Origin of the sequence: Stenotrophomonas hibiscicola ATCC 19867, assembly GCF_000382065.1 — a bacterium.
GTDB classification, from domain to species: Bacteria; Pseudomonadota; Gammaproteobacteria; order Xanthomonadales; family Xanthomonadaceae; genus Stenotrophomonas; species Stenotrophomonas hibiscicola.
This window is the reverse complement of record NZ_KB907500.1, coordinates 761,292-777,522: the sequence shown is the minus strand read 5'-3', so window position 1 is coordinate 777,522 and position 16,231 is coordinate 761,292. Positions and strand designations below refer to the sequence as shown.

Below are 16,231 nucleotides of genomic sequence, written 5' to 3'. Positions count from 1 at the left end.
AAGCAGATACAAAAAGACAATCAGGAGATTGCATGCGTCAGGCGCAGGAACGGGAATTCCACAGCTTCGACCAGGTACCGCTGTTCTACCGGTACTGGGCGGGCACCACCGCAACCCCGGCCACCAAGGCCATCGTGCTGCTGCACCGCGGCCACGAGCACTCCGGCCGGGTCACCCACCTGGTCGATGAGCTGGACCTGCCCGACACCGCCTTCTTCGCCTGGGATGCGCGCGGCAATGGCCGTTCGCCGGGCGCGCGTGGCGATGCACCGGGCTTCCCGGCGCTGGTGCGCGACCTCGATAGCTTCATTGCCCACATCGGTGCCGAGCACGGCATCGCGGTGGAAAATATCGTGGTGATCGCGCAGAGCGTGGGCGCGGTGGTCGCCGCGACCTGGGTGCACGATTACGCGCCGCGCCTGCGTGCGCTGGTGATGGCTTCGCCGGCGTTCAAGGTGAAGCTGTACGTGCCGTTCGCGCGCCCGGGCCTGGCCTTGATGCAGAAGCTGCGCGGCAACTTCTTCGTCAACAGCTATGTCAAGCCGCAGTGGCTGACCCATGATCCGGCGCGGGTGGAAAGCTACCGTACCGATCCGCTGATCACCCGGCCGATCTCGGTGCGCGTGCTGCTGGGCCTGTACGAAGCGGCTGACCGCATCGTCGCCGATGCGCAGGCCATCAGCGTGCCGGTGCAGCTGCTGGTGTCCGGTTCGGACTTCGTGGTGCACCGTGGCCCGCAGGATCGCTTCTATGAACGCCTGTCCAGCCCGATCAAGGAGCGGGTGCATCTGCCGGGCTTCTTCCACGACACGCTGGGCGAGCGCGATCGGGCACCAGCACTGGCGCGCATCCGCAGCTTCATCCAGGCGCGTTTTGCCGAGCCGCTGCGCGAACTGCCGCGGCGTGACGCGCACCGTCATGGACCGACCTTCGAGGAATCAGAGATCCTGGCCTGGCCACCCGAACGCAACAGCCTGGCCGACCTGCGCTGGCGCGTGGTGCGCGGCGGCCTGCGCTTCGGTGGCACGCTGTCCGAAGGCATTGCGCTGGGCCTGCAGACCGGTTTCGATTCCGGCAGCACGCTCGACTACATCTATCGCAACGAAGCGCGCGGCAAGGGCCCGCTGGGCCGCATGGTCGACCGCAATTACCTGGACGCAATCGGCTGGCGCGGCATCCGCATCCGTGGCCAGCACCTGCAGGAACTGCTGCGCGATGCTGCCCAGCGCCTGCGCTGGCAGGGCACGCCGGTGCGCGTGCTGGACGTGGCCGCCGGCCATGGCCGCTATGTGCTGGAAGCGCTGGGCCAGGGCGAACAGCGCGCCGACCGCATCGTGCTGCGTGATTTCAGCGATCTGAACGTGACCCAGGGCCAGGCCTTGATCGAGCGCCTCGGTGCAGCCGACATCGCCCACTTCGAGCAGGGCGATGCGTTCGATCCGGCGCAACTGGCGGCGGTGGACCCGGCGCCTACGCTGGCGGTGATATCGGGCCTGTACGAACTATTCCCCGACAACGACGCCGTGCTGCGCTCGCTGCAGGGCATCGCCGCAACCGTACCGGTGGGCGGCTACCTGGCCTACACCGGCCAGCCCTGGCACCCGCAGCTGGAATTCATCGCCCGCGCGCTGACCAGCCATCGAGGCGGCGCCGCGTGGGTGATGCGCCGCCGTACCCAGCAGGAGATGGATGAGCTGGTGCGCCTGGCCGGGTTCGAGAAGGTGGCGCAGCGCATCGATGACTTCGGCATCTTCACCGTGTCGCTGGCGCGCCGGACCGCGTGATGGCGACGCTGGCCGCAACCCCACTGGCCGCGGAAGGGCGCCCCTGGCGGCGCGCGCTGCTGTGGCTGGCGCTGCTGGGTCCGTTCTTCTTTGCCAGCTACGGCTTCGCCAACTGGATGGCCGGCCGCCACGCTACGCTGCCGGTGATGGCGTTCGCCTGGGAGACGCGCATTCCCTTCGTGCCGTGGACGATCGTGCCGTACTGGTCGATCGACCTGTTCTATGCGGTCTCGTTCTTCCTGTGCCGGCAACGTCTGGAACTGGACCGGCATGCGCTGCGGCTGTTCAGTGCACAGCTGATCGCGGTCACCTGCTTCCTGCTGTGGCCGCTGCGCTTCAGTTTCGAGCGGCCGGAGATCGGCGGCGTGTTCGGTTGGCTGTTCGATGTGCTGCTGGGCTTCGACAAGCCGTTCAACCAGGCGCCATCGCTGCACATCGTGCTGCTGATCGTGCTGTGGGTGAAGTTCGCGCAGTACCTGCACGGCGTGTGGCGTTGGGTGCTGCATGTGTGGGCACTGCTGATCGGTGTCTCGGTGCTGACCACGTTCCAGCACCATTTCATCGACATCCCGACCGGGCTGCTGGCCGGCTGGCTGTGCGTATGGCTGTGGCCGGAGCAGGGCACGCCGCCGCTGCGGGCCTGGCGCACGGCGCGTGATCCAAAGCGCTGGCGCCTGGCCTCGTTCTATCTGCTAGGCGCGGGGGTGCTGCTGGTGCCGGTGGTGGTGCTGGGGGGCACGGCGCTTTGGCTGCTGTGGCCGGTGGTGTCGCTGCTGCTGGTGGCGCTGGCCTATGCCGGGCTGGGTACGGCGGTGTTCCAGAAGCGTGCCGATGGTCGCCTGACCATGGCGGCACGCTGGCTGCTGGCGCCGTACCTGGGCGCGGCCTGGATCAATTCGCGGTTGTGGACGCGACGCGTGCCGCAGCCGTTGCCGGTGCTGGACGGCGTGTGGCTGGGCCGGATTCCCTGCGCGGCATTGCCGACACCTTTGGTGGGCGTGGTCGATGCCTGTGCCGAGCTGTCCTGCTGCGCGCCGGGTGCGGCGTACGCCGGTGTGCCGATGCTGGACCTGGTGGTGCCAGAACCGGAGCAGCTGCGCGAGGCAGCCGAGGCCATCGAGCGCCTTCGCATGCACGGGCCGGTGCTGGTGTGCTGCGCGCTGGGTTACTCGCGCAGTGCGGCCAGCGTGGCCACCTGGCTGCTGCGCAGCGGTCGTGCGGCGGGTGCCGATGCGGCGGTGGCGATCGTGCGTGCCGCGCGTCCGGGCATCGTGCTGGGCAAGGCGCACCTGCGTGCGATCACCGTTGCCGCCGGAGACCCTGCATGAGCACCACGCCTGATATTTCGACCATGCAGCTGCTGCTGCGGCAGGGGCGTTGGCCGGCAGGCCTGTCGCTGGGGCTGCTGCTGGTGGCGTTGCTGCTGCTCGGCATCGAGCCCGGGCTGGCGATGCTTGCCGCCGGACTGATGCTGCTCAGCGTGGTGGCAGGCGTCGCCCAGGCCTATCACGCGTGGCGGGTGGCACTCGATGCCAGCCTGCTGCAGCTGCTGCGCGATGAAGGCTTGAATGATGAGGCCGCGGCGCAACGCATCGACCGGCTGCTGCATGACAGTGGCCTGCGCCGCACACCGGGCGCGGAACCGTCGCGGGGATGGGATCTGCGATGGGCCGGCATGCGCCGCCTGCTGCTGCGTCAGTACCTGCTGACGGCGGTGCAGCTGGTGCTGGTGCTGCTGGCCGTGCTGTGGCCGCAGACGTGAACGGGAGGGATGGATGTTCGCCGAACTGATTGCCCGCGCCTGCAGTGGCGCGATCCATGTGGTGACCGGCGCGCGCGCGCTGTGGATCGGCTGCGCGCCGTCCAGCGAGCACCGCGTCTACTACGGCAACCACGCCAGCCACGGTGACTTCGTGCTGATCTGGTCGTCGATGCCACTGGCCCTGCGCCGCCAGGTGCGTCCGGTGGCGGCGGCGGAGTACTGGCAGCGCGACGGCCTGCGCCGCTACCTGATCGACGCGGTGTTCAACGGCGTGCTGGTCGAGCGCGAGGCCGGGCATCGCCAGCAGGACCCGTTGCAGGTGCTGCGCGAAGCGGTCGATGAAGGCTGTTCGCTGATCCTGTTCCCGGAAGGCACGCGCAATGTCGGCGACGAGCCGCTGCTGCCGTTCAAGAGCGGCATCTACCATCTGGCGCGGCAGCGGCCGGAACTGGAGTTCGTGCCGGTGTGGATCGACAACCTGAAGCGGGTGATGCCCAAGGGCCGCTTCCTGCCGCTGCCCTTGTTGTGCACGGCTACCTTCGGCACGCCGCTGCGACTGCAGGCCGACGAGGACAAGGCCGCCTTCCTGGCCCGCAGCCGGCAGGCGCTGCTGGACTTGGCGCCGAATGGAGGTCGTGCATGAGTTTCGTGTTGGATGCATCTGGCGATCTGGCAACGCAGAGTGTCGGCCAGCAGACCGGCCTGCTGTTTGCTGGTGTCGGCGCGGTGCTGGTGCTGGCCACGCTGGTGGCCGAGACCCTGCGCTGGCGCCAGCGCGGCCGGCCCAGCGCGGTGATCGCCAACCTGGTGTCGCGCATCCGCGCGTGGTGGGTGATGGCGATCGTGGTCGGGCTGGCACTGTTCTTCGGCCGTGCCGGGGTGATCGTGCTGTTCGCGATCATCTCGCTGTTCGCGCTGCGTGAGTTCATCACCCTGGCGCCGACCCGCTCGGGCGATTACTACGCGCTGCTGGCCGCGTTCTACATCGTCCTGCCGTGGCAGTACTACCTGGTGTGGATCGACTGGTACGGCATGTACACGCTGCTGATTCCGGTCTATGCGTTCCTGTTCCTGCCGATCCTGTCGACCATCGGCGGTGACACCACGCACTACCTGGAGCGGACCGCGAAGGTGCAGTGGGGCCTGATGATCTGCGTGTTCTGCATCTCGCACGTGCCGCTGCTGCTGAACCTGCACGTGCCGGGCTACGATCCGGCGCGCAACGTATTGCTGTTCGCTTTCCTGGTGATCGTGGTGCAGTCCTCGGACGTGCTGCAGTACATCTGGGGCAAGCTGCTGGGCAAGCATCTGATTGCGCCGAAGCTGTCGCCATCGAAGACGGTGGAGGGCTTCGTCGGTGGCGTGTTGAGTGCCAGCGCGCTGGGCGCAGCGCTGTGGTGGATCACCCCGTTCACGCCGCTGCAGGCGTTCGGCCTGTCGCTGCTGATCAACCTGATGGGGTTCTGGGGCGGCCTGGTGATGTCGGCGATCAAGCGCGACCGTGGCATCAAGGACTGGGGCCACATGATCGAGGGCCATGGTGGCATGCTCGACCGGCTGGATTCGGTGTGCTTTGCCGCGCCGGTGTTCTTCCACGTGGTGCGGTATTACTGGAAGGCGGGCGGCGGCGGTTGATTCTGCCGGCTTCCATCCACGCATGGCGTGGATCTACCGGTAGTGCCGGCCGCTGGCCGGCAACTGCAACATCGTGCCATCGTGCATCATTGGGTTGCCCGCCAGCGGCTGGCGCCACCCACGCGCGCGCTTACGCGCTGATGCCGTATTCCTTCAGCTTCTTGCGCAGGGTGGCACGGTGGATGCCCAGCATCGCCGCGGCGCGGCTCTGGTTGCCTTCGCAGTGGTTGAGCACTTCCACGAACAGCGGGATCTCCATCTCGCGCAGCACGATCTCGTAGACATCGTCCGCATCGCAGCCATCAAGGTCACGCAGGTAGCGGCGCACGGACTGGGCGACGTGTTCACGCAGCGGTGGCCGGGGAGCGCCACGACTGTTGTCAGGACGAGAAAGGACAGCGTTCAAGGGGGTTCCCGATTCGGTTGGCCCGTGCGCGCGGAGCGCGCGGCCGGACGAGGTGGTGGCGGCCAGTCTAGCGCGAGCGTGCCCGGCCTGCCACGGCTGGTCGCCTGCCCCCGGTCAGAGAAAGTCGAAGGTGAATGCGACGGTGGACGCAGCGGGCTCCTGTACCCGGAACGCGACGCGCGCGCTCTGGCCCGGTTCCAGCAGGGCTGCGCCGGGGTTCTCACCCAGGTATTGCGCGGGCGTGAACACGCCGCTGCCGATCACCCGGCCATCGGCATCGGACAATGACAGCCGCAGGTCCGGCCACGCCTGTGCCCAGCGCGCATCATTGCGGATGCTGGCCTGCACCTGCAGCACGCCGGCCTGGCCTGGCAAGGGGCGGATCTCGCGGCTGGTCATGGTGAACGCAGCGGGCTCGTGCCAGGCGGGCAGGCTGCAGCGCAGCACGCCACACAGTGCCCCCAGCCATACGCGGTTGCCGGCGTCGGCAGCCAGCCGCGCACGGTCGGCCAGCACACTCTGCAGGACCAGCAACAACGCCAGCCCGGCGACCAGCAGCCAGTGCCAGCGGGGGGCTGGCAGCGTGCGCTGGCGTGCGCTGCCGAGGAAGCTGGGGGCATCGCTGGTGACCGCCGTTGCCTGCACCGCGGCCAGCGCCGGTTCGATGGCTGCAGCTTCAGCAACGATGACAGCGTCATCGTCGTGTCGCATTTGTGTGGCCGGCGGTTGCGCCAGATTGCTGGGCTCGGCCTGCACCTGCTCCACAGGCGTTGTCTGCCCGGTTTGATCCTGCATGCGCGGATCGGACGCAGGCGCAACCTCACCTTCCGGGGTCTTGCGCAGGAAGGTGGCCAGGGGGCGGCGGGGTGGGTTCGGCTCGGACATGCTCAGGGCGCGGGCTCGGATCCAGCGGTCATTCAACCACGATCAGGCGCGGCGCACGCCAGTGATGCGCATCCAGTCGCCGTCCTGGGTGGCCTGCAGATCATCGAACCAGGCCGCGTAGCGCTGCAGCAGTTCGCCTTCCTGGCCATGCAGGATGCCGGACAGGGCGATGCGGCCGCCGGCGGCGACGCGTGCGGCCAGCAGTTCGGCCAGCGCATCCAGCGCCGAGGCGAGGATGTTGGCGACCACGATCGGATAGGTCGCGGCCGGTTCGTCCTGCGGCAGGTACACGTGCATGCGGGCCTGTTCTCCGTTGCGCTCGGCATTGTCGGCGGTGGCGACCAGCGCCTGCGGATCGTTGTCCACGCCGATGGCTTCAGCGGCGCCCAGCTTCAGCGCGGCCAGTGCAAGGATGCCCGAGCCGCAACCGAAGTCGAGCACGCGCTGGCCCTGCAGCAGGCCATCCACGGCCAACTGGTCCAGCCAGCGCAGGCACAGTGCGGTGGTCGGGTGGGTACCCGAACCGAACGCCAGGCCCGGGTCCAGCCGTACCACGGCGGCGTCGGCGGCCTGTGCGGCGTCGGGCAGTTCGTGATTCCACGGCACGATCCAGGTACGGCTGCCGAAATCCATCGGCTGGAACTGGTCCAGCCAGGCGCGTTCCCAGTCTTCATCCTCGACCGCGCGGAAGCTGCCGCTGCTCCAGTCCAGTTCCGGATCGAAGGATTCCAGTGCGGCCAGCAGCAACAGCGCGTTGCTGTCGGCGGGGAACAGCGCGCTCAGCACCAGGGTGTCCCACAGCGGGGTCTCGCCCACGCCTGGTTCGAGAATGGCCTGTTCGTTGCTGGTATCGGCCTCGGCATCGAGCAGGGTCACGGCCAGTGCACCCACGTCCTCCAGCGCATTTTCATAGCGGGGCTGGGTGGCTTCGGTGCAGCGCAGGGTCAGTTCCAGGAACGGCATGGTGGTGGGGGCAATCGCGGGAAAGGGGGCCATGCTAGACCATCGGAGCGTCTCCGTATTGCCTGAGATGCTGTGCCTGGATGAACGAAGCCCGTTCAGACAGGCCCGTCGGGCCTTGCTAAACTTCGTGCTTTCCTGTGTGCCGTATCGCCCGCCGCCGCCGATGGCCTTCGCTCCTACCCTGAAAACCTGGTTGCTCGTGCTGCCGGCCGTGGCCGTGCTGGGCGTGGCCGGTTATCGGGCCAGCGGCCATGCTCCGGCTTCTTCGGTAGCCTCGGCGGATCTGGCGGTTGGGGGGGCGGCCACTGACAGTGCGGCACCGCTGCCGGTGATGCCGGAGGCGCTCGCGCGCCGGCTGGCACCCTTCGAGCGTGGCGGTGCATTGCCGTCCGGGCTGCCCCTGGATATCCGCGCTGATCTCGAAGAGGCCACCGACCTCTACGCCTATGCGCAGCGTTTGCGTGCGCAGGCGGACGAAGGCAATCACGAGGCGCGCTGGATGCTCAGCCGTGTCTACGACTATTGCGCGCAGTATGCGGTCGATCCGGGTGGCTACCGCCTGGACAACAACGTGCTGGCCGGATTGGGCCTGACTGCCGCACCGGCGATGGTGCAGGCGCGCGAACGCGTCGCGCAGCGTTGCGGCGGGTTCGTGCCGGGCGACAAGCTGGGCACGGCCCTGGTGCTGTCCGAACGGCGCAAGGCGGCTGCACAGGGCAACCTGGCTGCCGAGGCTGCGCTGTTCGCCGAGGGCCAACCGCTGCAGGACAGTCCCGAGTACCGCCGTGACCTGGTTGAACGGGTGCGCACCTCGCGCGACCCGGAGGCCTTCATGGCCATCGCTCCGGGGATGGGCGTGCGTGCCTCGGGTGACCGCGCGCTCAGCGGGCTGGTGGCGGGCGAGCAGCTGAGTGAACTCGCATGGCGGCTCGCGGCCTGCGAACTCGGTCTACCGTGTGGGGCAGACAGTGTGCTGGTCAACAGTTTTTGTGCGAACGGAGGGATCTGTTCGCAGGATGGTACGCAGGATTTCCGGGATTTCGTGTATGACGCTGCGGTATCGCGGCAGGGCGCTGGGAAGATGAAGGAATGGATCAAGCGATTGGTTGGAAAGAGGAACGAGCAATGAACTACCGCCGATTCCTGCACGGGGCCAAGTTCTGGTTCTGGGTGGCCCTGTTCGTGGCCTACTCGGCCGGCGCCGTTGGCCTGTTGATGATCGATACCTATGAAGATCGCTACCGGCATCTGTCGAAGGTGGAACTGACTACTGTGAAGGCGCAGGAAGACGTGCGCCGTGCCGGTGCCAGCCAGGTGGCTGCGGTCTATCGGGCGCAGAGCGGCATGCCGTTTGCGTCGCTGCCGGCGGGCAGCACCTTCCAGGTGGTGTGGCCGGATGGTTCGACCGAGACCATGGTGATCGTCGACCCGACCTCGCCCAACGGCGTGCGTCCGCTGGCGAACTCGCAGATCCCGGCCGAAGCTGCCGACAAGCGCTGATGCGCCTGCTGTAGCACCGGGCATGGGCTCGGCGCTGCAGCAACGGAAAAGGGCGGGGATATCCCCGCCCTTTTCATGTCCAGCACGCGGCGCCGATCAGGTCAGTGCGATCGGCTTGTTCTTGCGCTCGGCAAGACGCTTTTCCAGGTAGTGGATGTTCTGGCCACCGGCCTGGAAGCCCTTGTCGCGCATGATCCGCTGCTGCAGCGCGACGTTGGTCTTGATGCCATCGACCACCATTTCGCTCAGTGCCACGCGCATGCGGGCAATGGCGGTTTCGCGGTCCGGGCCGTGCACGATCAGCTTGCCGATCATCGAGTCGTAGTTCGACGGCACGCGGTAGCCACTGTAGATGTGGGTGTCCACGCGCACGCCGGGACCGCCCGGCGGATGGAAGCCGGTGATGGTGCCCGGGCTCGGCACGAAGGTTTCTGCATCCTCGGCGTTGATACGGCATTCGATGGCATGGCCGGTCAGCACCACGTCACTCTGCTTGATCGACAGCTTCTGGCCGGCGGCGATCTTCAGCTGCTCGGCCACCAGGTCGATGCCGGTGACCATTTCGGTGACCGGATGCTCCACCTGGATGCGGGTGTTCATCTCGATGAAGTAGAAGCGGCCGTCCTCGTACAGGAACTCGAAGGTGCCGGCGCCGCGGTAGCCGATGCGGATGCAGGCTTCCACGCACACCTTGCCGATCTGCTCGCGCTGCTCGGCGGTGATGCCCGGTGCCGGCGCTTCTTCCACCACCTTCTGGTGGCGGCGCTGCATCGAGCAGTCACGCTCGCCCAGGTGGATGGCGTTGCCCTGGCCGTCGGCCAGCACCTGGATTTCCACGTGGCGCGGATTCTCCAGGAACTTCTCCATGTAGACCTCGCCATTGCCGAACGCGGCCTTGGCTTCGCTCTTGGTGGTTTCGATCGAGGTCTTCAGCGAGGCTTCGGCGTGCACCACGCGCATGCCGCGACCACCGCCACCGCCGGCCGCCTTGATGATGACCGGGTAACCGATCTCGCGGGCGATCTTGGTGTTGGCGACGATGTCCTCACCCAGCGGGCCGCCCGAGCCGGGAACGCACGGCACGCCGGCGGCCTTCATCGCGCGGATGGCCTCGACCTTGTCACCCATCATGCGGATGGTGTCGGCCTTGGGGCCGATGAAGATGAAGCCGGACTCCTCCACGCGTTCGGCGAAGTCGGCGTTCTCCGACAGGAAGCCGTAGCCCGGGTGAATGGCCTGGGCGTCGGTGACTTCCGCCGCGGCGATCAGGGCCGGGATGTTGAGGTAGCTCTGCGGCGACGGCGCCGGACCGATGCAGACCGACTCGTCGGCCATGGCCACGTGCTTGAGGTTGCGGTCGACCGTGGAGTGCACGGCCACCGTGCGAATGCCGAGGGTGTGGCACGCGCGCAGGATGCGCAGCGCGATCTCCCCTCGGTTGGCGATGACGACTTTGTCGAGCATGGCGTGCCCCTCAGCCGATCACGAACAGCGGCTGGTCGAATTCGACCGGCTGGCCGTTCTCGCCGAGGATGGCGACGATGGTGCCGGACGTGTCGGCTTCGATCGGGTTGAACATCTTCATCGCTTCGATGATGGCCAGGGTCTCGCCTTCCTTGACCTGCTGGCCAACGGTGACGAAGGCCGGCTTGTCCGGGGCGGACGAGGCGTAGAACGTGCCGACCATCGGCGAGCGCAGCACGTGGCCTTCCGGCAGTGCCGGGCCCGGCTTGGCGGTGCCGCCGGTGGAGGCTTCGGTCGGCGACTGCATCGGCATCGCCTGCGCCGCCGGAGCGGCCGGAGCGGCATACACCGGGGCGGCGACCGGGGCGGCGTAGCCGGCCACCGGCGCGCGCGACAGGCGCACCGACTCTTCGCCTTCCTTGATTTCGATCTCAGCCAGGTTCGACTCTTCCAGCAGGTCGATCAGCTTCTTGATTTTGCGCAGATCCATGAGGGCCTCTTTGGTTTCTTCTAGGTGAGGAGAGCGCCGTGGGCGCCCGGGTCGACAATCAGGTGGCGGATACCCGCAGCAGCGCCGCGTCCATCGCGTAGCGGTAGCTGTCGGCACCGAAGCCGCACACCACGCCCATCGCCTTGTCGCTGAAGTAGCTGTGCTGGCGGAACGGTTCGCGGGTATGCGGGTTGGACAGGTGGATTTCGATGAACGGCACCGCCACCGCCGCCAGCGCATCGCGCAAGGCCACTGAGGTGTGGGTGAACGCGGCGGGGTTGATCAGGATGAAGGCAGTGCCGTCGTTGCGTGCGGCCTGCACGCGGTCCACCAGTACATGCTCGGCGTTGGACTGCAGGCTCTCTACGGCGTGCCCGGCGGCCGAGGCCTGGGCAACCAGGGCCTGGTCGATGTCGGCCAGCGTAGTGTGGCCGTAGACCTCCGGCTCGCGGGTGCCGAGCAGGTTGAGGTTGGGGCCGTGCAGGACCAGCAGCTTCGCCATGGGATCCGGAAGACGGGAAAGGGCGGCAGTCTGGCGGAACCGGCGGATGCTGTCCAGTTCGGCGAAGTTTGCAGCGTTTCAATCGACCGTTTGAAATCTGCGGAAGCGCTTGCGGCCCTATGCGGGGCGGCGGATCAAGGCGCGCTGAATGCCGTGCGGGCGGGGGATGGATGCACGTAGGCCGACGATGGCGGCAAGGGCCACGCCGGGGGATCCGCGCCAAGCGCGGGCGACGGGCTGCCGGTCAGTAGATCCACGCCATGCGTGGATGAAGGAAGTTCCATGTGCAGCAAGCTACGTACGCACCGAAGGGCAGGCCCAGGTTGCGCAGCAAGCTACGCACCCACCGGCAAGGCGGGTCAGGTCTCCAGCGGCACCGTCGGCACCACGTTCGGGAACACCTCTTCCAGCGGTTCCGGCTGCCCGGGCTTCGGCGCCGGCCAGTTGTAGGCATTGACCGGCTGCGCGCGGTTCACCCACAACGCGTAATACAGATGATCGGCGCGGCCGTCCCCGGTGTTGGGATGGATCAGGATGGTCAGGCCCAGGCTGTTGAGCTGCAGCCAGGGCACCAGCACGGGGAGCAGGTCGTTGGTGAAGCCGAAATAGAACGAGGGCGTGACATGCGGCCCACGCGGCTCAAGGTTCCAGTTGCCCAGCTCCACCGGGAACCGCTCGGCGGCCCAGCGCCGTAGCAGCGCGGCCTTTTCGAAGCTGTCCTCATCGAAGTAGATGTGAGCGTTGTAGCTCTTGATGTCGGTGTAGGCGCGCGGGCGCGTGGGAAGCGTGGCCTCGCCGGGACGCACGCTGGCCGGGCGCGGGGTAGGCTCGCTGGCCGTGGCCTGGCCCCAGGGGCTGCGGCCCTCGGGCGCCGGCGGAACGATGGCGCGGAAGCCGGGTCGCCCGGGTTCGGTGGTGTTCACAGCGTTGTCGCTGCGCGCGGCTGCGGTGGCAGCCGACGCGCTGGCCAGGCCACCAGCGGCCAGCCCGGCCGACGCGATCAGGCGACGGCGCGCGGGTGAAAGCAGGTCGGCCCAATGGGCGTCATCGTCGCCGGCATCGATCAGGGTCTGCGGGTCCGGGCGCATCTGGGGCTCCGTGGGGCACTGTGTGGCAGGCAAGCACGCTCGGGCAGCGTGCACGGTGGTGTCCAATAAGCAGCCGGCATCACCTCATGCACGTTGGCCCACGCCGTGATTGAGTGCCGCCGCGGGGCGGGCTAGGGTGCAGGTCCGCCGCCCGGGAACCCGCCATGACCTCGCTTGATGCCGACACCCAGCGCAAGCGCGCGCGTTTCCGCCAGCTGCATGCGCGCGGTTGTTTCGTGCTGCCCAATCCGTGGGACGTGGGCAGCGCCCGCTACCTGCAGCGGCAGGGCTTCCAGGCACTGGCCACGACCAGTGCCGGCTGCGCCTGGAGTGAAGGGCGGCCGGATGGGGCGGTTTCGCTACAGGCCACACTGGAACATCTGCGGCTGATGGCGGCAGCGACCCCATTGCCGTTGAATGCCGACTTCGGTGATGGCTTCGGCGCCACGCCACAGGCAGTGGGCGAGGCGGTGGCGGCGGCCATCGACACCGGTATCGCGGCGCTGTCGATCGAGGACGCCAGCGGCGTGGCCGATGCGCCGCTGCGGCCGATCGGGCAGGCGGTCGAGCGACTGTGTGCAGCACGTGCGGCCATCGACCGCGCGGGGGTCGATGTGCTGCTGGTCGCGCGGGCCGAGAATTTCTTCGTTGGCGTGCCGGATCTGGAGGACACCCTGCAGCGCCTGCGCGCCTATGCCGAGGCCGGCGCCGATGTGCTGTATGCACCGGGCGTCAGCACGCGCGAACAGATCAGCGCGGTGGTTGCCGCTGCGGGGGCGAAGCCGGTGAACCTGCTGGTGGGTGGACCGACACCGCTGAGCCTGCAGGACATCGCCGCACTCGGCGTGCGACGGGTCAGCCTGGGCGGTGCGCTGGCGCGAGCTGCGTGGGGTGGGTTGATGCAGGCGACCCAGCCGATCGTGCAGGACGGACGCTTCGATGGCCTGCAGCAGGCGGCTTCGGGCGCGGCGTTGAACGCGCTGTTCCGCTGACACACACCCAGGCCTGCGATGGATCCAGCCCGGGCGTGGATGGACGCGCGCCTGCGACTACAGCGCTTCCATCCCACCCCTGGGCAGCGTCACGCCCGGCTCCAGCGCCGGCAGCAGTTGCCGCAGCAGTGCCGGGTTGTCCAGCATCGCCGCGCCGTCCAGATAGCGCCATTGCGTTGTACCGACGCGTCGCACAGCAACCATGAATGACGTGCTGCGCATCGGCGCTTCGCGCACGCGCAGCAGTGACTGGCGCGGTACGAAGCAGACTTCCTCGTCACCGGCCGCATAGGTGCGGCCCGGCACGCCTGCCTCGTCGCTGATGATGGTGACGCCGGCCTTGCGCAGCGCCTTCACCGTGTCGCGGGTCGCCCGCGCATAGGCCTCGTCGCCACCGGCCAGCTGCTTCAGGCTGGGATGGGTACGCGCGATGATCAGCTCGGTATCGCCACGGCGAAGGCGCCCATCATCGCCTGCACCTCCTTGCGCAATGCGGCCGAGTCTTCCGGACTGAGTTCACCGGCCAGCGCGGGCGTAACGTCCATTGCCATCGGCAGGGCCAGCAGAAGGGCAAGCAGATACCGGTGCATCGTCGGGCAGCTCAGCGGGAACCGCCGCACTATACGTTGGACGCGAAAACAGCGTCCCATCGGTGGCGCTGGTTTCCCCGGAATCGATACTTACCATTGGTAGGTATTGACGCCTGGAGATCCCCATGCACAGCCTCATTGTCATCGCCCACCCTGAGCCCGGTTCACTGACCCACGCGATGGCGCGTCGCATCGGTGATGCCATTGCCGCGGCCGACACCGGCAACACCGTGGCCTATGCCGACCTGATGGCCGAAGGCTTCGATCCGCGCTTCAACCCGCAGGACCAGGCGTTGTTCCGCAGCACCGGCGCGGTACCCGCCGATGTCGCTGCCGAGCACGCGAGGCTGGATGCCACCGATACGCTGGTGCTGGTGTTCCCGTTGTACTGGTGGTCGTTCCCGGCGCTGCTGAAAGGCTGGATCGACCGTGTGTTCACCAACGACTGGGCCTACGCGCAGGACGCGCAGGGCAGGCTGGTGAAGAAGCTGCAGCGCCTGAATGTGCATCTGGTGGCGCTGGGCGGCGCCGACGCAGCCATGGTCGAACGTCGTGGCTACGACGCGGCAATGAGGACGCAGATCGACATGGGCATCTTCGACTATTGCGGCGCACGCGTGCTGTCGTCCGACCTGCTGTTGGACGCCGATACCGGTGCCGCTGAAGCGCATCTGCAGACCGCGCTGGCGATCGGCCGTAAAATCGGTGTTCCGATGCGCTGATCGCCGTGCTCCGCCGATGCCCGCCAACGCCACCCCCACGCGCCGCCGAATGACCCGGGAGCAACGCACCCGCCAGTTGCTGGATGTGGCCTGGGCACTGGTTCGCGGAGAAGGTACCGGAGCGTTGACGCTGGGGCGGCTGGCCGAGGCGGCGGGCGTGACCAAGCCTGTGGCCTACGATCACTTCGTGACCCGCAATGGCTTGCTGGCGGCGCTCTACGATGACTATGACGGACGCCAGACCGTGGTCTTCCACGAGCGCATCGGCCGCGCCCGGTCGCAACTGGTCGATCGGGCGGCGGCCATCGCCTCCGGCTACATCGACTGCGTCCTCAGCCAGGGGAGCGAAGTGCAAGGCATCCTCGCCGCGCTGGTGGGGGCGCCGGAACTGTATGAGGTGCGACGGCGCTACCAGCAGGATTTCATCGACAACTGCCAGGTCTGGCTGGGCCCGTTCGCAACCGGCGGCACGGTGTCGCTGGCGGGGCGCTGGGCCATCCTCGGTGCGGCTGAAGCCCTTTCAGAGGGTGTTGTTGCCGGCGCGTTGGACAAGGCCGGTGCCGTGGCCGAGCTGCAGCGGCTGATCGTGGCGACGGTCAAGCGGCGCTGAGCCGCACGAGCGGTCAGCCGCCGGCCAGAGCGGCGAATCCCGCGGCCAGCCGGTCGCGCACCAGTGCGTCGCGCGCGTCGCGGCTTGCAGAGCCCAGCACCACGGTGATCAGCCGTACCGGCTGGTCCCGTCCGGGTACTGGCCGGCACGCGGTGGCGGCCAGGCAGAAGCCTGCGGCCTGGGTGTAGCCGGTCTTCAAGCCGTCCACGCCGTCTTCGCCGAGCAGGGCGTTCTGGTTGCTGCGGTTGAAGCTGCCATGGGCGAACGCGCGCTGCGCGGTGATCGCCAGGATCTGCGGATGATCGTTCAACAGGCGGGCGGCCAGCACCGCCATGTCGCGCGCGCTGGAGGCATGGTGCGGTGTGGTGATGCCCGACACGCTGGCAAAACAGGTGCTGCCCAGCCCGAGCTGGCGTGCGTGCCGGTTCATGCGTTCCAGGAATGCCGCCTGCGATCCGTCCAGGTGGCGCGCGATCGCCAATGCAGCGTCATTGCCGGAAACCACCATCAACCCTTCCAGCAGGCGCGCCAGGGAGATTGTCTCGCCGGGCACCAGGCCCATGCGCGTTTCATCGTCGGCGACCGCATGCACGTCGTCGGCGGCGATGGGGACTTCGTCGTCCCACGAACGCCCGCGCTCTTCCACACATTCGTAAGCCGCATAGGCGGTCATCAGCTTGGTCAGCGAAGCCGGTTGCCTGGCGATGTCCGCGTTGTACTGGTGAATCACCGCAAAGGTGGCCGCTTCCAGAGTGATGGACGAGGCCGGTAGGGGGGCAGGTGCAGCAGAGGGCATGGCGGCGGTGATGACAGCGACAGCCAGCAAGGATAGTCCGCA

18 protein-coding genes and 1 pseudogene are annotated in these 16,231 nt (G+C 67.8%); 10 read left to right on the top strand and 9 right to left on the bottom strand.

Annotation, left to right across the window (positions count from 1 at the left end; translation table 11 throughout):
* Positions 1-32 precede the first annotated feature (32 nt).
* Genes G370_RS0112100 through G370_RS0112080 form a run of 5 tightly spaced genes read left to right on the top strand, consistent with a single transcriptional unit; the run spans position 33 to position 5,181 of the window.
* A complete protein-coding gene (locus G370_RS0112100; RefSeq protein ID WP_019660831.1) occupies positions 33-1,784 on the top strand; it encodes a bifunctional alpha/beta hydrolase/class I SAM-dependent methyltransferase in 1,752 nt (583 codons plus the stop codon).
* A complete protein-coding gene (locus G370_RS0112095; RefSeq protein WP_019660830.1) occupies positions 1,784-3,112 on the top strand; it encodes a phosphatase PAP2/dual specificity phosphatase family protein in 1,329 nt (442 codons plus the stop codon). Before G370_RS0112100 ends, G370_RS0112095 begins: the two co-directional genes overlap by 1 nt.
* Entirely contained in the window at positions 3,109-3,546 is a 438-nt protein-coding gene (locus G370_RS0112090; protein ID WP_010481064.1) for a hypothetical protein, read from the top strand. Before G370_RS0112095 ends, G370_RS0112090 begins: the two co-directional genes overlap by 4 nt.
* A 13-nt stretch (positions 3,547-3,559) precedes the next feature.
* The gene (locus tag G370_RS0112085) at positions 3,560-4,189 is read left to right on the top strand and encodes a lysophospholipid acyltransferase family protein (protein ID WP_010481067.1); all 630 of its coding nucleotides are present in this window, start codon (positions 3,560-3,562) and stop codon (positions 4,187-4,189) included.
* Positions 4,186-5,181, top strand: a complete 996-nt coding sequence (locus G370_RS0112080; RefSeq protein WP_019660829.1) for a phosphatidate cytidylyltransferase — start codon at positions 4,186-4,188, stop codon at positions 5,179-5,181. Before G370_RS0112085 ends, G370_RS0112080 begins: the two co-directional genes overlap by 4 nt.
* 130 nt (positions 5,182-5,311) lie before the next feature.
* Here G370_RS0112080 and fis read toward each other — a convergent pair whose 3' ends face one another.
* The 3 genes from fis to prmA all read right to left on the bottom strand — a co-directional run bounded on the left by fis (position 5,312) and on the right by prmA (position 7,435).
* Positions 5,312-5,587: a DNA-binding transcriptional regulator Fis gene (fis, locus tag G370_RS0112075; RefSeq protein WP_005419706.1), complete on the bottom strand. Its 276-nt coding sequence runs from the start codon at positions 5,585-5,587 to the stop codon at positions 5,312-5,314.
* Positions 5,588-5,701: 114 nt separating this feature from the next.
* Positions 5,702-6,472: a DUF3426 domain-containing protein gene (locus tag G370_RS0112070; protein ID WP_019660828.1), complete on the bottom strand. Its 771-nt coding sequence runs from the start codon at positions 6,470-6,472 to the stop codon at positions 5,702-5,704.
* A gap of 42 nt (positions 6,473-6,514) precedes the next feature.
* Positions 6,515-7,435, bottom strand: a complete 921-nt coding sequence (gene prmA / locus G370_RS0112065; RefSeq protein WP_026347109.1) for a 50S ribosomal protein L11 methyltransferase — start codon at positions 7,433-7,435, stop codon at positions 6,515-6,517.
* A 163-nt stretch (positions 7,436-7,598) separates the two neighbouring features.
* Between prmA and G370_RS0112060 the strand changes: the two genes are divergently transcribed.
* Both G370_RS0112060 and G370_RS0112055 read left to right on the top strand, forming a co-directional pair.
* Entirely contained in the window at positions 7,599-8,564 is a 966-nt protein-coding gene (locus tag G370_RS0112060) for a hypothetical protein (protein ID WP_026347108.1), read from the top strand.
* Positions 8,561-8,935 (top strand): hypothetical protein, encoded by a 375-nt coding sequence (locus G370_RS0112055; RefSeq protein WP_010481078.1) that lies wholly within the window; start codon positions 8,561-8,563, stop codon positions 8,933-8,935. Before G370_RS0112060 ends, G370_RS0112055 begins: the two co-directional genes overlap by 4 nt.
* A gap of 96 nt (positions 8,936-9,031) precedes the next feature.
* On the opposite strand, the gene accC is transcribed toward G370_RS0112055, so the two are convergent.
* From accC to G370_RS0112035, 4 genes are all read right to left on the bottom strand, one after another.
* Entirely contained in the window at positions 9,032-10,399 is a 1,368-nt protein-coding gene (gene accC / locus G370_RS0112050) for an acetyl-CoA carboxylase biotin carboxylase subunit (protein WP_019660825.1), read from the bottom strand.
* Between the two features lie 10 nt (positions 10,400-10,409).
* The gene (gene accB / locus G370_RS0112045; RefSeq protein ID WP_019660824.1) at positions 10,410-10,889 is read right to left on the bottom strand and encodes an acetyl-CoA carboxylase biotin carboxyl carrier protein; all 480 of its coding nucleotides are present in this window, start codon (positions 10,887-10,889) and stop codon (positions 10,410-10,412) included.
* A gap of 58 nt (positions 10,890-10,947) precedes the next feature.
* Positions 10,948-11,391 (bottom strand): type II 3-dehydroquinate dehydratase, encoded by a 444-nt coding sequence (aroQ, locus tag G370_RS0112040; protein WP_019660823.1) that lies wholly within the window; start codon positions 11,389-11,391, stop codon positions 10,948-10,950.
* Positions 11,392-11,750: 359 nt separating this feature from the next.
* Positions 11,751-12,479: a DOPA 4,5-dioxygenase family protein gene (locus tag G370_RS0112035; RefSeq protein WP_019660822.1), complete on the bottom strand. Its 729-nt coding sequence runs from the start codon at positions 12,477-12,479 to the stop codon at positions 11,751-11,753.
* 164 nt (positions 12,480-12,643) lie between these two features.
* Here G370_RS0112035 and G370_RS0112030 point away from each other — a divergent pair, with 164 nt between their 5' ends.
* Positions 12,644-13,471, top strand: a complete 828-nt coding sequence (locus G370_RS0112030; protein WP_019660821.1) for an isocitrate lyase/PEP mutase family protein — start codon at positions 12,644-12,646, stop codon at positions 13,469-13,471.
* 57 nt (positions 13,472-13,528) lie between these two features.
* Here G370_RS0112030 and G370_RS01000000120815 read toward each other — a convergent pair.
* Positions 13,529-14,061 (bottom strand): annotated as a pseudogene (locus tag G370_RS01000000120815) (hypothetical protein).
* 125 nt (positions 14,062-14,186) lie between these two features.
* On the opposite strand from G370_RS01000000120815, the gene G370_RS0112020 reads away from it, so the two are divergent.
* Both G370_RS0112020 and G370_RS0112015 read left to right on the top strand, forming a co-directional pair.
* Positions 14,187-14,783, top strand: a complete 597-nt coding sequence (locus G370_RS0112020) for an NAD(P)H-dependent oxidoreductase (protein WP_019660820.1) — start codon at positions 14,187-14,189, stop codon at positions 14,781-14,783.
* Positions 14,784-14,799: 16 nt separating this feature from the next.
* Positions 14,800-15,393 (top strand): TetR/AcrR family transcriptional regulator, encoded by a 594-nt coding sequence (locus G370_RS0112015; RefSeq protein WP_019660819.1) that lies wholly within the window; start codon positions 14,800-14,802, stop codon positions 15,391-15,393.
* 13 nt (positions 15,394-15,406) lie between these two features.
* On the opposite strand, the gene G370_RS0112010 is transcribed toward G370_RS0112015, so the two are convergent.
* Entirely contained in the window at positions 15,407-16,189 is a 783-nt protein-coding gene (locus G370_RS0112010) for a D-alanyl-D-alanine carboxypeptidase family protein (protein ID WP_019660818.1), read from the bottom strand.
* Positions 16,190-16,231 lie beyond the last annotated feature (42 nt).

Excerpts from the sequence above, each read along its gene's own strand:
- G370_RS0112090 (WP_010481064.1), top strand. The coding sequence starts at position 3,109 with ATGAGCACCACGCCTGATATTTCGACCATGCAGCTGCTGCTGCGGCAG.
- aroQ (WP_019660823.1), bottom strand. The coding sequence starts at position 11,391 with ATGGCGAAGCTGCTGGTCCTGCACGGCCCCAACCTCAACCTGCTCGGC.
- G370_RS0112055 (WP_010481078.1), top strand. The coding sequence starts at position 8,561 with ATGAACTACCGCCGATTCCTGCACGGGGCCAAGTTCTGGTTCTGGGTG.
- G370_RS0112020 (WP_019660820.1), top strand. The coding sequence starts at position 14,187 with ATGCACAGCCTCATTGTCATCGCCCACCCTGAGCCCGGTTCACTGACC.
- accC (WP_019660825.1), bottom strand. The coding sequence starts at position 10,399 with ATGCTCGACAAAGTCGTCATCGCCAACCGAGGGGAGATCGCGCTGCGC.
- G370_RS0112095 (WP_019660830.1), top strand. The coding sequence starts at position 1,784 with ATGGCGACGCTGGCCGCAACCCCACTGGCCGCGGAAGGGCGCCCCTGG.
- G370_RS0112015 (WP_019660819.1), top strand. The coding sequence starts at position 14,800 with ATGCCCGCCAACGCCACCCCCACGCGCCGCCGAATGACCCGGGAGCAA.
- G370_RS0112070 (WP_019660828.1), bottom strand. The coding sequence starts at position 6,472 with ATGTCCGAGCCGAACCCACCCCGCCGCCCCCTGGCCACCTTCCTGCGC.
- G370_RS0112080 (WP_019660829.1), top strand. The coding sequence starts at position 4,186 with ATGAGTTTCGTGTTGGATGCATCTGGCGATCTGGCAACGCAGAGTGTC.
- G370_RS0112085 (WP_010481067.1), top strand. The coding sequence starts at position 3,560 with ATGTTCGCCGAACTGATTGCCCGCGCCTGCAGTGGCGCGATCCATGTG.
- accB (WP_019660824.1), bottom strand. The coding sequence starts at position 10,889 with ATGGATCTGCGCAAAATCAAGAAGCTGATCGACCTGCTGGAAGAGTCG.
- G370_RS0112035 (WP_019660822.1), bottom strand. The coding sequence starts at position 12,479 with ATGCGCCCGGACCCGCAGACCCTGATCGATGCCGGCGACGATGACGCC.
- G370_RS0112030 (WP_019660821.1), top strand. The coding sequence starts at position 12,644 with ATGACCTCGCTTGATGCCGACACCCAGCGCAAGCGCGCGCGTTTCCGC.
- G370_RS0112010 (WP_019660818.1), bottom strand. The coding sequence starts at position 16,189 with ATGCCCTCTGCTGCACCTGCCCCCCTACCGGCCTCGTCCATCACTCTG.
- prmA (WP_026347109.1), bottom strand. The coding sequence starts at position 7,435 with ATGCCGTTCCTGGAACTGACCCTGCGCTGCACCGAAGCCACCCAGCCC.
- G370_RS0112060 (WP_026347108.1), top strand. The coding sequence starts at position 7,599 with ATGGCCTTCGCTCCTACCCTGAAAACCTGGTTGCTCGTGCTGCCGGCC.
- G370_RS0112100 (WP_019660831.1), top strand. The coding sequence starts at position 33 with ATGCGTCAGGCGCAGGAACGGGAATTCCACAGCTTCGACCAGGTACCG.